Annotated in this window: 14 protein-coding genes; 5 read left to right on the top strand and 9 right to left on the bottom strand. The window is 67.1% G+C overall.

Annotated elements, in window-relative coordinates; translation table 11 throughout:
• Window positions 1–31 precede the first annotated feature (31 nt).
• A complete protein-coding gene (locus RI032_RS18375) occupies window positions 32–343 on the top strand; it encodes a hypothetical protein (protein ID WP_164191129.1) in 312 nt (103 codons plus the stop codon).
• A 50-nt stretch (window positions 344–393) separates the two neighbouring features.
• On the opposite strand, the gene RI032_RS18370 is transcribed toward RI032_RS18375, so the two are convergent.
• From RI032_RS18370 to RI032_RS18360, 3 genes are read right to left on the bottom strand one after another with little or no spacing between them, the layout of a single operon-like run.
• Complete coding sequence (locus tag RI032_RS18370) at window positions 394–3,471, bottom strand: efflux RND transporter permease subunit (RefSeq protein ID WP_322547456.1); 3,078 nt, start codon at window positions 3,469–3,471, stop codon at window positions 394–396.
• On the bottom strand, window positions 3,468–4,640 hold the full coding sequence (locus RI032_RS18365; protein ID WP_322547455.1) for an efflux RND transporter periplasmic adaptor subunit: 1,173 nt from the start codon (window positions 4,638–4,640) through the stop codon (window positions 3,468–3,470). Before RI032_RS18365 ends, RI032_RS18370 begins: the two co-directional genes overlap by 4 nt.
• Complete coding sequence (locus tag RI032_RS18360) at window positions 4,637–5,884, bottom strand: TolC family protein (protein ID WP_322547454.1); 1,248 nt, start codon at window positions 5,882–5,884, stop codon at window positions 4,637–4,639. Before RI032_RS18360 ends, RI032_RS18365 begins: the two co-directional genes overlap by 4 nt.
• Window positions 5,885–5,946: 62 nt before the next feature.
• Between RI032_RS18360 and RI032_RS18355 the strand changes: the two genes are divergently transcribed.
• Window positions 5,947–6,621 carry a response regulator gene (locus tag RI032_RS18355; RefSeq protein ID WP_019659837.1) on the top strand — a complete coding sequence of 225 codons (675 nt, stop codon included), beginning with the start codon at window positions 5,947–5,949 and terminating at the stop codon, window positions 6,619–6,621.
• Window positions 6,614–7,987, top strand: a complete 1,374-nt coding sequence (locus RI032_RS18350; RefSeq protein ID WP_322547453.1) for a sensor histidine kinase — start codon at window positions 6,614–6,616, stop codon at window positions 7,985–7,987. The genes RI032_RS18355 and RI032_RS18350 overlap by 8 nt, the downstream gene beginning before the upstream one ends.
• A 144-nt stretch (window positions 7,988–8,131) precedes the next feature.
• Here the strand turns inward: RI032_RS18350 and RI032_RS18345 are convergent, their stop codons facing one another.
• The 3 genes from RI032_RS18345 to RI032_RS18335 form a co-directional block, all read right to left on the bottom strand.
• Window positions 8,132–10,483 (bottom strand): GH92 family glycosyl hydrolase, encoded by a 2,352-nt coding sequence (locus RI032_RS18345; RefSeq protein ID WP_322547452.1) that lies wholly within the window; start codon window positions 10,481–10,483, stop codon window positions 8,132–8,134.
• A gap of 96 nt (window positions 10,484–10,579) precedes the next feature.
• A complete protein-coding gene (locus RI032_RS18340) occupies window positions 10,580–10,903 on the bottom strand; it encodes a thioredoxin family protein (protein ID WP_019337745.1) in 324 nt (107 codons plus the stop codon).
• Window positions 10,904–10,908: 5 nt separating this feature from the next.
• The gene (locus RI032_RS18335; protein WP_019337746.1) at window positions 10,909–11,325 is read right to left on the bottom strand and encodes a baeRF12 domain-containing protein; all 417 of its coding nucleotides are present in this window, start codon (window positions 11,323–11,325) and stop codon (window positions 10,909–10,911) included.
• A gap of 162 nt (window positions 11,326–11,487) precedes the next feature.
• Between RI032_RS18335 and RI032_RS18330 the strand changes: the two genes are divergently transcribed.
• Together RI032_RS18330 and proP are read left to right on the top strand one after the other, a co-directional pair.
• The gene (locus RI032_RS18330) at window positions 11,488–11,715 is read left to right on the top strand and encodes a hypothetical protein (protein WP_322547451.1); all 228 of its coding nucleotides are present in this window, start codon (window positions 11,488–11,490) and stop codon (window positions 11,713–11,715) included.
• A 475-nt stretch (window positions 11,716–12,190) separates the two neighbouring features.
• Complete coding sequence (gene proP, locus RI032_RS18325; RefSeq protein ID WP_197618360.1) at window positions 12,191–13,678, top strand: glycine betaine/L-proline transporter ProP; 1,488 nt, start codon at window positions 12,191–12,193, stop codon at window positions 13,676–13,678.
• Window positions 13,679–13,777: 99 nt separating this feature from the next.
• Here the strand turns inward: proP and RI032_RS18320 are convergent, their stop codons facing one another.
• The 3 genes from RI032_RS18320 to RI032_RS18310 all read right to left on the bottom strand — a co-directional run bounded on the left by RI032_RS18320 (window position 13,778) and on the right by RI032_RS18310 (window position 16,418).
• Window positions 13,778–14,407, bottom strand: coding sequence for an ATPase (locus tag RI032_RS18320; protein ID WP_010485380.1), 630 nt, complete (start codon window positions 14,405–14,407; stop codon window positions 13,778–13,780).
• 3 nt (window positions 14,408–14,410) lie between these two features.
• Window positions 14,411–14,752: a type II toxin-antitoxin system prevent-host-death family antitoxin gene (locus RI032_RS18315; RefSeq protein WP_010485378.1), complete on the bottom strand. Its 342-nt coding sequence runs from the start codon at window positions 14,750–14,752 to the stop codon at window positions 14,411–14,413.
• Window positions 14,753–14,822: 70 nt separating this feature from the next.
• Entirely contained in the window at window positions 14,823–16,418 is a 1,596-nt protein-coding gene (locus RI032_RS18310) for a sensor histidine kinase (RefSeq protein ID WP_322547450.1), read from the bottom strand.
• Between the last annotated feature and the right edge of the window lie 4 nt (window positions 16,419–16,422).

The following is a 16,422-nucleotide window of genomic DNA, read 5'->3' as shown; positions in this document are numbered from 1 at the left end:
GGGAAAGCCGGGCATCTGGTATTGGCTATGGATGATCACCCTCCTGATGGGAGGTCTGTTGGCGCTGGCGACGCTGGTACTGTGGACCCGGCTGCCTGGCGACGTTCGCAATCTGGCCATGGCGCTGACCTGGGTGCTGTGGGCACTGGCCACCGTCTGCTTCTTTCTGGGCGGCATCGTCGCTGGCTTTACGATCTGGGGCGTCAACCACGGCAGGAAAGTCTGGCGTGCGGACAGGCCGCGAGTTTTCTGGCTCTGCCATATCACCACGACGATGCTGTGCGTCAGCTGCCTGGGCCTGCTGATCGTACCGATGATGATTGCCTGGCAGGGCGTGGCGTGATGACGTAGCGCTGCTGTAAAGCCGAGCACGGGCTCGGCTCTACATTATCGTCAGCCCATCCGGGCCTCGCGGCGCTGGTGTACCCAGTAGTACAGCGTAGGCAGCACCAGCAGGGTCAGCAGCATCGCCGACAGCAGGCCGCCAATCACCACCACCGCCAGCGGTTTCTGGGTCTCGGCACCAATCGCATGCGAGGTCGCCATCGGCAGCAGGCCGAACATCGCCAGCAGTGCGGTCATCAGTACGGTGCGCAGGCGCTGCAGCGAGCCCTGTACCACCGACTGCAGCAGGTCCATGCCCTGCTCGCGCAGCTGCGCGAAGCGACTGAGCATCACCACCCCGTTCAGTACCGCCTGCCCGAACAATGCAATGAAGCCGATCGCCGCCGACACCGACAGTGGAATGCCGGTCAACCACAGGGCGAGGATGCCGCCGATCATCGCCAGTGGCACGTTGGCCAGGATCAGCGCGGCGCTGCTGACGTCCTTGAAGGCATCGAACAGCAGTACGAAGATGATCAGCACCGACAGCGGGATCACCCAGCCCAGACGCTTCATCGCACGTTGCTGGTTCTCGAACTCGCCGGACCACTCCAGCCGGTAGCCTTCCGGCAGCTGCACGCTGGCCTCCACGCGCGTGCGCATGTCGGCCACCACGCTGCCCATGTCACGCCCGGCGATGAAGATGCTCACCGCCTTTACCCGCTGTGCGTTCTCGCGCGAGATGTTGATCGCGCCGCTGGCCATGCGGAAGTCGGCCACGTCGGCCAGCGTCACGGTGTGGCCATCGCCGATGCCCACCGGCACCGTGCGCAGCCGCTGCAGGTCGCGGTCGGCGTCGTCCAGGCGCAGCGTGATCGGGAACCTGCGATCGCCCTCCCACAGTTCACCGACCTGGCGCCCGCCCAGTGCGGTCTCGATCACCTCGTCGATGTCGCGCACATTGAGGCCATAGCGCGCGGCACGGTCGCGGTCGATCTCGATCTGCAGCTGCGGCAACGACCCGTCACGGTCAATGAAGGCGCTCTCCACGCCCTCCACACCACGCACCTGACCCAGGATCGCCTGCGCCTGCTGATTCAGCACGTCCAGGTCCGAGCCGCTGACCTTGATCACCACCTGGCCCTTGATCTGCGAGATGCTCTCCAGGATGTTGTCGCGCACCGGCTGCGAGATCGAGAACTCAGGCCCCGGGATGCGCTGCTCCAGCGTGCGCTGCAGGTCGCTCACCAGTTGCCGCTTGTCCACGCCCTTCGGCCACTCCTTCTCCGGCTTCAACGCCACCAGCGCCTCGATCTGGTTGGCGCCCTTGGCGTCGGAGCCGTCTTCCGGGCGGCCAAGCTTGGCCACCACCGTCGACACCTGCGGGAAGGTGCCGACCAGCTCACGGATGCGCCGCGACTGCTGCTGTGCTTCGGCTAGGCTGGTGCTCGGGTCGAGCGTGGCGGTCAGCCAGATCGAGCCTTCGTCCAGCTCGGGCAGGAACTCCGAACCCAGCCGGGTGCCTAGTGCGAGCGTGCCGACCAGCAGCGCAACCGCGGTCAGTACCACCGCACGCGGGCGGGCCAATGCACGCTCCAGGATCGGCCGATACCAGCCGGTCAGGCGGTCCATCAGCGGATTGCCATCGCGCATGCGGTCCCGTCGCAGCCACCAGTAGCAGAACAGCGGCACCACGGTCAGCGCCAGGATCAACGCACCGATCAGGGCCGAGGTCACCGAGTACGCCATCGGTGCGAACATGCGGCCTTCCTGGCGCTGCAGGGTGAAGATCGGGATGTGCGCGGCGATGATGATCAGCATCGAGAAGAACGTCGGCCGCCCCACTTCCGATGCGGCCGAGAGAATGGTCGAGAACCGTGTCTTCCGGTCGGCCGCAGGTGGCAGCTTCGACAATCGCGAGACGATGTGCTCGGTGACGATCACCGCGCCATCGATGATGATGCCGAAGTCCATCGCACCCAGCGACAGCAGGTTCGCTGGCACGCCCCACAGATGCAGGCCGAGGAAGGTCGACAGCAGCGCCAGCGGCATCATCGCCGCCACGATCAGTGCGGCGCGGGCGTTGTACAGGAGCAGCCACAGCACCAGGAACACCAGCACCGCGCCTTCCAGCAGGTTGCGGAAGACCGTCTTCAGCGTGGTCGTGACCAGCCACGAGCGGTCGTAGAACGGCTCGATGCTGACCCCGGCCGGCAACTGGTTGGCCTCGATCTCGGCGATGCGCGCATGCAGGGCGTCGAGCACGTCGGACGGGTTCTCGCCCTTGCGCATCAGCACCATGCCGAACACCGCATCGTCGTTGTCGTCCTGACCGACCAGGCCCTGGCGCGGCAGGCCGGTGTCGGCGATGCCGGCCAGGTCGCGCACGAGGATAGGCGTGCCCCCGCGATGCGCCACCACCACGTTGCCGATGTCCGCCGGCGAACGCATCAGGCCCACGCCACGGATCAGGAACTGCTGCTGCCCACGCTCCACGTAGCCGCCGCCGGCATTCGAGCTGCCCTTCTCCAGCGCCTCGGCGAACTCACCGAGGCTGATGCCTCGGTCCCGCAGCTTGTCCAGGTCCGGCTTGACCTGGAAGGTACGCGCGAAGCCGCCGAAGCTGATCACATCGGCCACGCCCGGCACGGTGCGCAGGCTGCGCTCCATCGTCCATTCCTGCACGGTGCGCAGCTGGGTTGGCGTCATGTGCGGGCCTTTCAGCACATAACGGTAGATCTCACCTACCGCCGAGCTCATCGCCTCCAGTTCCGGGGTCACCCCTTCCGGCAGCTCCACGCCCTGCAGGCGCTCCAGCACCTGCTGGCGCGCGAAGTAGTCATCGGCCTTGTCGTCGAAGGTCAGGATGATCATCGACAGGCCGAACTGCGTATGCGAGAACACCCGCACCGAATGCGGGATGCCGGACAACGCCACCTCCAGTGGCATCGTCACCTCGCGCTCGACCTCTTCGGCGGCACGGCCCGGGTGCAGCGACACCACGGTCACCTGGGTGTCGGATACATCCGGGAAGGCTTCCACCGGCAGTACGCGGAACGCGGCAATGCCAGCACCCATGAACAGCAGCAGTGCCAGCATCACCATCAATGGCTGGCGCAGGCAGTAGGCAATCAGGCGATCGATCATGGGGCGGCGTGCCCCGTGCCGGTGCTGGCGGCGGCCGGTGCGCTGTCCGCCAGCTGCTGCAGCAGCAGGCCGCCTTCTACCACCACCTTGGCGCCTGCGGCCAGGCCCTCACGCACCCACAGCCGGCCATCGCCCAGCTCCTCGGCATGCACCGCGTGACGCACGAAGCGGCCCTTGCCCTCCTCCACGAACACCACCTGCTTGCCGTCGATCAACAACACGGCCGCATCGGGCAGCGAGACACCGCCCTCGGCCGGCAACGCCACCTGGGCGCGCACGTACTGCCCCGCCTTGAAACCGCGTGCGCGGTTGTCCAGCTCGGCGCGCGCCTGCACCACGCGGCGTTCGCTGTCGACGAAGTCATCCACATGCTGCAGGGTCGCCCGCAGCGGCTGTCCATCGGCCCCGGGCACGCTCACCTGCATGCCCGCCTTCAAGCGTCCGGCCAGGCTCTCGGGAACATCCAGCAGCAGCCACAAGCGGTCAGGATCGCCAATCACCGCCAACGGTTGTTCGCTGTCGGGGCTGACCGCCATGCCCGGGCTCATCCGCCGCTCCACCAGCACGCCATCGATCGGCGCGCGCAACGGCAGGCGCTGGTCGACGTGCTGGCCATTGCCATAGGCCTTGGCGAAGGCGGTGGCACGCGCGTGATCGGCCTGGCTGCCGGCGAAATTGGCCTCGGCCTCGTCCAGTTCGCGCCCCGACGCCACACCTGCCGCATGCAACTCGCGGGTGCGCTCCAGCTCCTTGCGCGCCTGCTGCAGCTGGGCACGGCCGCGCACGCGCTCCGCCTGGGCCTGGCCGAATTCGGGCGAAGTGATCCAGGCGATCACCTGGCCCGCCTTCACTTTCTGCCCCGGCTGTGCCTCGATGCGTGCCACCTGCCCCGCCAACGGCGTACGCAGCGCGCTGGAGCGCGTCTCGTCCCAGACCACCCGGCCCGGCAGCTGCAGGCTGGCGCTGGCGCCGGCGGTGACCGCCTCGCTGCGTAGCACGTCCAGCTGGCGGCTACCGGCAGGAAACTGGATCTGGCCAGCACTGACCTTCGGCGCGTCCTCGGTATACGACGCCGGTTCGCGGCCGCAGCCGCCCAGCAGGGCCAGCGCCAGCAAGGCCGGCAGCACGGCCCGTCGCGCCTGCGGTCGATAAGCGACGGTGGACTTCATCGGGACTCTCCTTCAGCAACGGATGTGGCCGCTTCCCAGCGCGCCAGGGCAATGGCATGGTCGGCACGCGCTTCAATCAACGCGGCCTCGAACTCGCGCCAGCTGCGGCGCGCATCCAGCAGATCGGTCAGGCTGGCGGCGCCGCGGCGGTAGGCCAGCTCGATGCCCTGCACCGCCCTGCGTGCGGCGTCGGACTGCAGTCCTTCGTAGTCGCTCCGGCGCTGCGCGGCGGACTGCGCGCTGGCCTGCAACTGGTCCAGTTCGGCACGCGCTTCGCGCTGCAGCACCTGCAGCTCCAGTGCGGCACTTTCACGGTCGGCCTCGGCACGCTGGATCGCGCCGCGTGCACGTGACGGGCCGCCGAGCGGTATGGTCAATGACACACCCCAGGTGACGCCGCTGATGTCAGCCGGCTCGCGCTCGGCCTCCACGCCCAACTGGATGTCGCGGTAGCGCTCACTGCGCGCCAGTGCCACACCGGCGTCGGCCGCGGCCAGGCGCGAACGTGCCGCGCGCAGATCGGCACGCTGCTGCGGATCGAACGCACGCACGCTGGCCACGCTGCTGGCCTCCGGCCAAGGATCATCGGCGCTGAGGTCATGGCTGTCGTCGCGGCCGAGCAGCAGCCCCAACGCATGCCGCGCATCGCGCAGATCCAGCGACGCCTCGCGCGCCGCGTCGGCCACCGCCAGGTCGTCCACTGCCAGCCGCGCGCGGTTGACCGGCGCCATCGCCCCGGTGGCAACCTGCTTGTCCGCCGCCGCCATCTGCTCGGCCGAACTCTGGCGGTTGGCATCGGCAATCTGCGCCCGCTCCTGGGCGCCCTTCAGAGCGAAATAGGTTTCATGCAGCGCCAGCTGCTGGCGGCGCCGCGCATCGAGCATCTCCAGCCCGGCCACTTCCAGCAGCGCATCGGCCTGGCGGATACGCAACGCACGCTTGCCACCGCGCTCCCAGGTCCAGCCCAGGCCCACGGTGCTGTCCACCCGCTTGTCCTGCCAGCGTCCGGAGCCGATGCCATGCTTGGGGCTGATCTTGCTGGTGCCGATCGACAACTCGGTGGCCGGGCGCAACGCCGCCGTCTGCACATCGCCCTGCACGCCGCGCAGCTCCAGTGCCGCCGCACGCAGGTCCGGGTTGTGTGCTTCCATGGCGCGCTGCGCTTCCTGCAGGGACAGCGCCGAAGCGGTGGGCGCGCACAGAAGAGTGGCCAGCACGGCCGCAAAACGAGGGGAGAAATTCATGCACGTCACGGTAAGGTGATGCACTTGCGCCAAACTTGCCCCAACCTTGCACGAAGCTTGCAATGCGAATCCTGCTGATCGAAGACGACGCCGCGCTGGCCGATGGACTGATCCGCGCCCTGCAGGGCGCCGGCCATCTGTGCGACCACCTCTCGCGTGGGCTGCACGCGCCGGCGGCACTGGCCAGCGCACCGTATGACGTGATGGTGCTGGACCTTTCATTGCCTGACGTCGATGGCCTGGACCTGCTCTCACGCCTGCGCAACGACGGCGTCACCCTGCCGGTGCTGATCCTGACCGCACGCGATGGTGTGGAGGACCGCATCCTCGGCCTCGACCGCGGTGGCGACGACTACCTGGCCAAGCCCTTCGCCCTGGGAGAACTGGAAGCGCGCCTGCGTGCGCTGTCGCGCCGCCGCAGCGATGCACCGGCGCAGAAGCGGCTGGGCCGGTTGTGCTTCGACAGCGTCCGCAATGAAGTGCAGGTGGACGGTCAGCGCATCGAGCTCACCGCGCGCGAGCTGTCGCTGGTCGAGGCACTGATGCAGCATCCCGGCCGCACGGTTACCAAGCAGCGCCTGTTCGACGCGCTGTACAGCTGGGACCACGAGGCCAACCTGTCGGTGATCGAAGTGCATGTCAGCCGCCTGCGCCGCAAACTGGAACAGACCCACGCCGGCGTCGGCATCCGCATGCTGCGTGGGCTTGGATACCGGTTGGAGGCCGTGGGTGACTGAGCGCGTGCACAGCCTGCGTGGCCTGCTGCTGAGACGCCTGTGGCTGCCACTGCTGGTACTGCTGTTGTGCAGCGCAGTGGGTTCATTCGCCTTGGCGCGCTTCTACGCCGGCCAGGTCTACGACCGCTGGCTGCTGGATTCGGCGATGTCGTTGTCCGAGCTGGTGACGGTGCAGGACGGCCGCGCGTCCATCGAGATCACCCCGGCGGTGTCGCGCATGTTCACCTGGGACACCGCCGACGAAGTGCATGGCGAGGTGGTCGACGCCGCGGGTGGGCGCCTGTATGGCGACCTGCCCGAGGCATTGCCACGCCCGTCGATGTCCGCCGGCAGCGACGACCCGGTCTACTATGATGCGCGGCTGCGTGGGCAGGCCGTGCGCATGGTCGAAGTGGTGGTCAGCGCCGGGCCGGGTCATGACATCCGGCTGCGCGTGGCCGAGACACTGCGCAAGCGGCACCGGCTGGAGCGCAAGCTGCTGCTGACCAGCGTTCCGTTCCAGGCTGCGATCCTGGCACTGGCGGCATGGCTGGCCTGGTCCGGTACAGGCGCTGCCGCACGCCATGCCAACCTGGTTGCGCGGAAGCTGGCCAGCCCGCGGCCGGATCCATTGGCGCCGCTGGATCCGGCGCAGGAAGCTCCGCGCGAACTGTGGCCGGCGGTGGAGGCCTACAACGCGCTGCTGCAGCGCCTGGACGCGATGCAGGATGCACAGCGGCGCTTCGTCAGCAATGCCGCGCACCAGCTGCGTACGCCGCTGGCAGCGATGCAGGTGGAGCTTGAGAGTTCATTGCGCCAGCACGATCCGCAGGCCCAGCAACTGGCGCTGTCCGGCACGCTGGCCGGGCTGGCGCGGCTGCAGCACCTGGTCAACCAACTGCTGATGCTCAGCCGATCGGAAGATCCACATGGCAGTGCACTGCCGCTGCAGCCGTTGGATCTGGCCGCGCTGGCGCGCGGCGTGGTCGAGCGTTACGCCGATCGCGCGTTGGCTGCGCGCGTGGACCTGGGTTACGACGGACCCGACGACGGCGTGCAGGTGCAGGGCGATCCACAGCTGCTGCGCGAGGCACTGGGCAACCTGCTGGACAACGCTCTTCGCTATGGCGCCTCGCGCGGTGTGGTCACCCTCGGCATTCGGCAGGAGGTCGAAGGCATGCAGGTATGGGTGGACGATGACGGCGCCGGCATCGCCGAAGCCGAACGCGCGCGCGTCACGGAACGCTTCTACCGGGCGAGCAGCGAGGGCGACGGCTGCGGGCTGGGGCTGGCGATCGTGGCCGAGATCGCGCAGCGGCATGGCGCGACCTTGATGATTGATACCGCCCCGATCGGCGGTGCGCGGGTGGGGTTGCGGTTTCGCTGACCTTTGTCGAATTGCCCTTGTAGAGCCGAGCCCATGCTCGGCTGCCGTTGACGCGATACCTGAGCCGAGCATGGGCTCGGCTCTACAGGTCAGGTTCAAGGTCAGTCGTGAAGCGTGCCGACCAAGGTCGGCACCTACCAATCATCACCGGCTCATCGAATACGGCGCCTGCGCGCCCTGCCCCGGCCAATCCTTGTTCGGCTCGGCCTGCATGGTGAAACGCAGCTCGCCACCTGCCAGGATCTCGTCATGGCGCAGGAAGGTGCGCTGCAGCGGCTTGCCGTTGAGGCTCACGTTGCCGACGTAGGTGTGCCTGTCATCCAGCCCATCGGCCACGATGGTGAACGCCTTGCCGTTCGGCAGGCGCATCGCGGTCTTCGGCAGGAACGGGCGGCCGAGGATGTACTCGCCCGAGCCCGGGGCCACCGGATAGAAGCCCAGGGCGGTGAACACGTACCACGCCGACATCTGGCCGACATCATCGTTGCCGGCCAGGCCATCGGGGCGATCGGCGTACTGGGTGTCCATGATCTGCTTCAGGCGCGCCTGGGTGCGCCACGGCTGGCCAGCGTACGAATACAGGTAGGCCACATGGTGACTGGGCTCGTTGCCATGCGCATACCAGCCGATCAGGCCGGTGATGTCTTCCATGTGCTCGAAGATGGACGGATCCACCTTGGCGTTGAATACATCGTCCAGGCGCGCGAGCAGCTTGTCGCTGCCACCGTGCGCTGCTGCCAGTCCGGCAACATCCTGCGGCACGTACCATGAATACTGCCAGGCGTTGCCTTCGGTGTAGTCGGTGCCATAGCCGCTGGCGCTGGGGTCGAACGGAGTGCGGAAGCTGCCATCGCGCTTGCGCGCACGCATGAAGCCGGTGTCCTTGTCGAAGGCATTGCGCCAGTTGCCGGCGCGCTTGTCGAAGGTCGCCGCCACATCGGTCTTGCCCATCGCCTGCGCCATGCGCGCGATGGTCCAGTCATCGAAGGCGTACTCCAGCGTCTTGCTGGCGGCCTCGCCTTCCTCGTCGATCGGCACATAGCCCAGCTCGCGGTATTGCGCGATGCCGTCATAGGGGCCGTAGTTGGCAGTCTCGATCATCGCCTTCAGTGCCTTGTCGGCGTCGAAGCCACGAATGCCCTTCACGTAGGCATCGGCAATCACCGGCACCGCGTGGTACCCGATCATGCACCAGTCTTCCAGGCCATGGAACGACCACACCGGCAGCATGCCGTAGGGGCTGTGCTCGTGGTGGGCCAGCATCGAATTGACGAAGTCGCTGTTGCGCTTCTCCGGCTGCACCAGCGTCAGCAACGGGTGCAGCGCACGGTAGGTGTCCCACAGCGAGAACGTGGAATAGTTCGTGTAGCCCTCGGCCTTGTGCACGGCATTGTCCGGCCCGCGGTACTGGCCATCGGCATCCATGAACAGCGTCGGCCCCAGCAGGGTGTGGTACAGCGCGGTATAGGCACTGCGGCGGGCGTGCTCGGGCGCATCGATATCGAGCACCGACAGCGCCTGCGTCCATTCCTGTTTCGCCTGCGCACGCACGCGGTCGAAATCAAAGTCGGCCACTTCCGCGTCGAGGTTGGCAATGGCGCCGGCTTCGCTGACCGGCGAGATCGCGACCTTGACCACCAGTGGTGCATCCAGCTTGCCGAATGCGAAGGTACCGACCAGCTGGCGGCCCTCGACCTGTGCGCGCTGCGCCGGGTCCTTTTCGCCCGGCGGCGGGAAGCCCTTGTAGACGATGTCCTGCTCGGTGTTGTGCAGCTCATGTCCGGCCAGCGGCCGCGAGAAACGCATCGCGAAGTACAGCTGGCGACCCGGCGCCCAGCCGCGCGTCTCCCGGAAGCCGGTCACGGTACCATCGGCGCGCACCCGCACCCGCGACCACAGCACCTTGCCCGGGTAGTCGTACATGCTGGTGCGCATGTCCAGCAGCACCTTGGCGTCGGCGCCCTTGGGGAAGGCGTAGCGATGCACGCCCACGCGCGCACTGGTGGTCAGCTCGGCGCGCACCTTGTAGTCGTCCAGGGTAACGGCGTAGTAGCCCGGCTCGGCCTTCTCATCGTCATGGCGGAAGCGAGAGGCATAGCCGCTGCCCGGCTTCTCAGGATCGCCACGCTCCAGGCTTGGACTGCCGGTGAACGGCATCAGCAGGATGTCGCCCAGATCGGAATGGCCAGTGCCGGAAAAATGCGTGTGCGAGAAGCCGACGATGCTGCTGTCGTCGTAGCGGTAGCCGGCTGCCCAGCCATAGGCCTTTTCGCGTGGCTGGATGCGTGTGTCCGGGCTGAGCTGGACCATGCCGAACGGCACCGTGGCACCCGGGTAAGTGTGGCCTTCACCACCCGTACCAATGAACGGGTCGACCGAGGCATAGGCCTTGTCGGCGGCGGTTCTGGCAGGCGCGGCCGACGCCAGGCCGGAAGCGAGCATCGCCGTGGCGGCAACAGCGATCAGGAGACGACGGTCCAGCGTGGGCATCGGCATTTGGATCGATTCAGGTGATAGCCGGATCCTAGCACCGGGCCTGTCACGCCGCATGCTGCAGTGCGACTGCCCGGTGTCCCGCACCGGGTTCACTCTTCAACCGGGAAGTGCGCTCTGCAACGACATGAGATCCGCGCTGTCCAACGGCCTTACCACCCGCGCGATCTCTTCTCCATCGCGCAGCAGCACCACCGTCGGCCACAGCTTCACCTTGAACGCTCGCCCCAATGGCCTTCCCTTGCCATCCTCGATCTTCCAATGCGGCAGATCGTTCGCTTCGACAAAGGCCTGCAATGCGGGCTGCGCGGCCTGGCAATGACCACACCAGGGCGCACCGAACTCCAGCACCTGCCAGCCAGGCTGCGCCGCCACCTCCGCAGAGGTGGGCCCGTTCGCAAGGTGATCACGCATGAACGGCATGAGCGCTACGCCGCCAGTGCCTTCTGGATGTCTTCCAGCGGCGCGTTGGTCAGATCCTTGGCAATATCCCCGAGCAATCGCGCCTGGACCTCTTTATGCAGCAGCGGACGAATGCGACCCAGCGTGGTCGGGTCGGCGATCAATACCAGGTGCGCATAGCGGTTCTTCAAGGCATCTTCGTTGAGCTGTTCGGCCACCTGCTTGGCGAACGTGGCCTCATTGAGCTGCGAGACCGACATGTCCTTCGGCACGGCACCCGCAGGCCCCTGCCCGGATACACCCTGCTCGCTGATGTCCTGCAGGCGCAGTTCGCCTTCCTGCTTCAGGGTCAACTGGTGGTTGCTGCCCACGTTGGTGAACACCCGCGCCGAACCACCGTCGGCTACCACGATCAGGGTTCCTTCGGGAATCGTCCGCGCCATTGCATCCTCCATCAATCCGAAAAGTGGGTGTGCGCTCCACCTTATGCACGCCGATGTCACCAGAGCGGGTACAGGATGTGATCCCGTCATCGCAATCTGCAATCAGCGCTAAATTTGTCCGCCTGCCTGCCGCTATGGCCTCCATCATCGCGAGGAACCTCTGTGTACGCTGGCTCACTGTTCCACGTCTGCTTTGCCACCAGCCTGGCCACTGCCGGCTGTGCCGGTTGCATTCACCAGTTCCTGCAGGGCCAACCGTTCTTCGCCCTGGCCATCATGCTCTCGGTGCTCACCATGATCGGCGCCGCACTGGTCACGCGGAAACTGGCACTGCCGGGCGCCTTGGCGATGGCCTGCACGGTGTTCGGTTTGGTGGCGAAGTCGGCCTGAGCCTTCTGAACAGGCGAGGTGGAACACAGCGTGCAGATCAGCCTGCTTCGCTGCATGCTCACGCCGATGCCGTTATGATGAACGGATGATCGACACGACCCACTACGTGACGGGCGCACCTGTTACGTGGGAAGCACTGCCGACCGGCGCTTCGCTTGCCACGAATGCTCCCGCCCTGCATTTCCATCGCCTCGCGCTGGATCCCGGCGGATGACGCCCGCAGGCGCTCTGCCTGCACCCCCTACGCTGATGTGATACCTGGCCGCTGACTGCGCGGCCGCTGTGATCCCGTTTTCGCGTCTCCGCCCCTGCGGCGGTGCTTTGCCGTGCGCGTGGCGTTGCGCCTGCACACATTCCCCGGCCCCCACGCCGCCTTCCGATGCCCCTGCGCCACTTGCGCCTGCATCGCCGTTTCCGATTTCCGGGACACACCACAGCACCCATTCCCCTATTCCATACCTACAAGGGAGCCCCTATGCAGGACACGCCCGATTCCCATGCCCACTTCGGCTGGTTCAAACGCCGCCGCCACCTGAAGGTCGATGAGATCACCGTCGTCGACAAGCCCATGCTCAAGCGCGCCGTGGGCGCCGCCGCACTTGGCAATGCCATGGAGTGGTTCGACTTCGGTGTCTACGGCTATCTGGCCGTCACCATCGGCCAGGTGTTCTTCCCGTCCAGCAACCCCACGGCACAGGTGATCGCCGCCTTCGCCACCTTCACCGTGGCATTCCTGGTGCGTCCACTCGGCGGCCTGGTGTTCGGCCCGCTGGGCGACCGTTATGGGCGCCAGAAAGTGCTGGCGTTCACCATGATCCTGATGGCGCTGGGCACGTTCTCGATCGGCTTGATTCCCTCCTACGAGCGCATCGGCATCTGGGCACCGGTGCTGTTGCTGCTGGCACGTGTGGTGCAGGGATTCTCCACCGGCGGCGAGTACGGCGGTGCTGCCACCTTCATCGCCGAGTATTCCACCGACCGCAACCGCGGCCTGATGGGCAGCTGGCTGGAGTTCGGCACGCTGGGCGGGTACATCGCCGGCGCCGGAACCGTGACCGCGCTGCACATGCTGTTGAGCAGCGGACAGATGCTGGACTGGGGCTGGCGCATTCCATTCCTGGTGGCCGGCCCGCTGGGCCTGCTCGGCCTGTACATGCGCATGAAACTGGAGGAAACGCCGGCCTTCCGCGCCTTCGCCGAGGAAGCCGAGAAGCGCGAGCACGACCGGCCCGGGCTCGCCGCGCTGTTCCAGGTACATGGCCGCCAGTTGCTGGTCTGCATGGGCCTGGTGCTGGTGTTCAACGTGACCGACTACATGCTGCTGACCTACATGCCCAGCTACCTCAGCGTCACCATGGGCTATGCCGAGAGCAAGGGCCTGCTGCTGATCATCATCGTGATGCTGGTGATGATGCCGCTGAACATCGTCGGCGGATTGTTCAGTGACAAGCTTGGCCGTCGCCCGATGATCATCGGTGCCTGCATCGCGCTGCTGGTGCTGGCCGTACCCTGCCTGCTGCTGATCGGCAGCGGCAACGACTGGCTGATCTTCCTCGGCCTGATGCTGCTGGGCCTGGCACTGGTGTGCTTCACCAGCTCGATGCCGTCCACGCTGCCGGCGCTGTTCTATACCCCGGTGCGCTACAGCGCACTGTCGATCGCCTTCAATGTGTCGGTGTCGCTGTTCGGTGGCACCACGCCACTGGTGACCGCATGGCTGGTGGAACGTACCGGCGACCCGCTGGTGCCGGCCTATTACCTGATGGGCGCGGCGGTGATCGGCCTGATCACGATGCTGTTCGTGAAGGAAACCGCCGGCCTGCCGCTGCGCGGTTCACCGCCGGCGGTCGGCAGCGACAAGGAAGCCGCCGCACTGCTGAAGAGCGATGTGCCGGTGACGGTGGACCCGAGCCTGCCGCCACTGCCGGAGACTGCGGAGCCTGAGCAGGTAAAGCCGGCCTGAGGCTCGGCGAAGCCGGCGTTGTTGTACGGCCAAGCCCGCGCGCGGCTGCCTTTCGAGGGATCAGCCGAGCGTGGGCTCGGCTCTACAACGTACGCGCCCTCAATCGCGCGCAGCGTTCAACTCCATCGCACGCATCACGATGGGTTTGGCCCAGTCCGGCGTGTGCAGCAGCTCGGCCACCGAGACCGGGTACTGCAGCTGGCCGTGCGCCATCGCCAGCACCGGCAGCGGCTCGACGCAGCCGTCGGCGTCGGCGGGAGCGCTGTTGTCGTAGACATGCAGCTCGGCCAGGTGTGGCAGCAGTTCCAGCAGGTTCTCGCGTGCCGAATCGAAGCGGGCGTGGATCTTCTCCACCGGAATGTCATGGCCGCCGGCGGCCACCCGCGCTGCAACACGGGCAATGTGCAGGTCCACCGTGGCCAGGCCACAGAACCAGATCGCGACGTGATGGTGCTCGCAGGCCTCGCGCAGCAGGCGCGGAATGGTGTTGCCGCCCAGCGTGGTCTCGAAGGCGAAGTCCGTGCCATCGGCCATGGCCTGGCGCAGGCGGCGGGTGCCTTCCTGCCAGGCCTCGGCATTGGCGTCGGGCAGTGGCCAGCCCGCCTCTACCAGGCGGCGGGTGAACGAATCGGGGTTGAACCAGCCCAGCCCTTCGGCTTCCAGCCAGGTTCCCAGCAGCGAACTCTTGCCGGCGCCGTTGACGCCGGCCAGCACCAGGATCCGCCCCATCGGTCAGAGCGGACGGCCGAGGGTGACCTTGCGGCCGCGGCGGATCGGCTGGCCCAGCACCTTGCCCAGCCCCTCACCGCGCTGCAGGCCAGCCAGAGTCTGGTCGAATTCGCCGCGCAGGCGCAGCAGTTCTTCACTGCGCTCACCGGCATCGCTGCCGGCGGCCTTGGCCAGCAGCTCCTGGTAGGTGCGGATGTCCACGATCACCGCTTCGGGGTGGTTGTGGTTGGTGATGACCAGCGCCTGCTTCTCGCGCACGGTACGCATCAGGCTCGGCCAGCCCCGGGTCTTCACCGACGAGGCTGGGGCCTTCTCGAGGCCAGGCAGATCCAGCGGCAGGGTCATGGCACGGCTCCGGGCAGGGGGAATAATGGCCACTATACCCAATTTGGCCCAATTGGGGATAAATGGACCTTTACCTGCCGGAACCGTCCGCCGCTGCGCCCGGCGCATCGGTCTGCAGCAGACTGTCACGCTCGCGCAGCGGGAAGCGGATCCAGGCATCCAGGCCTTGTGGGCCAAAGCGCAGCTCGCCGCTGCCGGCGAGCTCGTACGGCACGCGCTGCTCGATCAGCGCCCGGCCAAGGCCACGCTGCCGGGGCAGCTCCCAGTCTTCCACGGTGGCATGGCGTTCACACCAGTGCAGCCCCAGCCACGGCTGCCCGTCCTGCACCTGCAGGTGCCAGGACACGTCGATCCGGCCGTCCTCATGGGTCAGCGCACCATGCCGCAGGGCGTTGGTCGCCAATTCGTGGATCGCCAAGGACAGCACTTCGGCCGCCTTCGGCGGCAGCAGCACGTCCTCGCCCTGCAGGCGGTAGGCGGCCGCTGCTGGCGTCTGCGCCGCGATCTCCTCATCGATCATGCCACGCAGGCAGACCCCGGCATTGGCGCCACGGGTCAGCAGGCTCTGCGTGCGTGCCAGCGACATCAGTCGCCCGCACAACCGTTCGGCGTATTCATCCACACTGCTGACCGACTCGCGGGTTCGCCAGGCAATGGCATGGATGGTCGACATGATGTTGCGCACCCGGTGCTGCAGCTCCGCCAGCAACACCGACTGGCGCTCGGCGGCACGCTTGAGATCGTCGATGTCCACGGCGATGGCGAACACCCCGCTGACCTCGCCACCGCCATCGCGCAGGGGCGCGGCCGCGACCCGGGTCCAGCGCGCGCGGCCATCGTCGTGCAGGTACTGGAACTCCAGCCCCGGCACCACGGTCTCGCCGCGCATCGCACGGGCGATGGCGAAATCCTCCGGCCCGATGGCGCTACCGTCGGCATGCCAGCCACGCCAGCGATGCAGGTTGGCCTCATCGGTGGAAGGCACCTTGCCGCTGGGCAGGTAGGCACGCATCTGGTCGTTGGACAGCAGCATGCGACCCTGCAGATCGACGATGCACAGGCCGACCGGCAGCATCCTGAAGGCCAGCTCCAGGCGTCGCTCGCTCTCGCGCCGCCGTAGTTCCTCGCGCTCGCGCGCGGCCCGCGCCAGATGCGCGGCGGTGGTCTCGAACATCGTCACCAGCACGCCGTTGATGCGCCCTTCCTCACCACGGATCGGGCTGTAGGTGATGGTGAACCAGATGTCCTCCAGACGCCCCCGGCGGACCAGCGGATACAGCTTGTCCTCGAAGGTGAGCGTCTCGCCCTGCCAAACCCGGGTATAGAGCGGCCCGTTGATGTGCCAGACCTCGGGCCAGCACTCGCGGGTCGGCTGGCCGAGTCCACCGGGATGCTTGTCGGCCAGGATCTCGGCATAGCCATCGTTGTAGAGCTGCACCAGCTGCTCGCCCCACAGCACGATCATCGGGAAGCCATGGGCCAGCATCAGGTCCACGGTAGCGCGCAGGTGGAGCGGCCACTGCGCGCAGGCACCCAAGGGCGTGGATGACCAGTCATGGCGGGCGATACGCGCGGCCATGCCATCGTGGCGCGCATGCAGGCGCGGCGCAGGTGGCATCCCGCCACGCAGCGTGGCGGCGTGGATGCCTTCAGGACGGCGCGACATGCCG

It is taken from the genome of Stenotrophomonas geniculata, assembly GCF_034508895.1.
Classification (GTDB): domain Bacteria; phylum Pseudomonadota; class Gammaproteobacteria; order Xanthomonadales; family Xanthomonadaceae; genus Stenotrophomonas; species Stenotrophomonas geniculata.
Note: the sequence above shows the minus strand (reverse complement) of the source record. Positions and strands in the feature narration are given on the sequence as shown.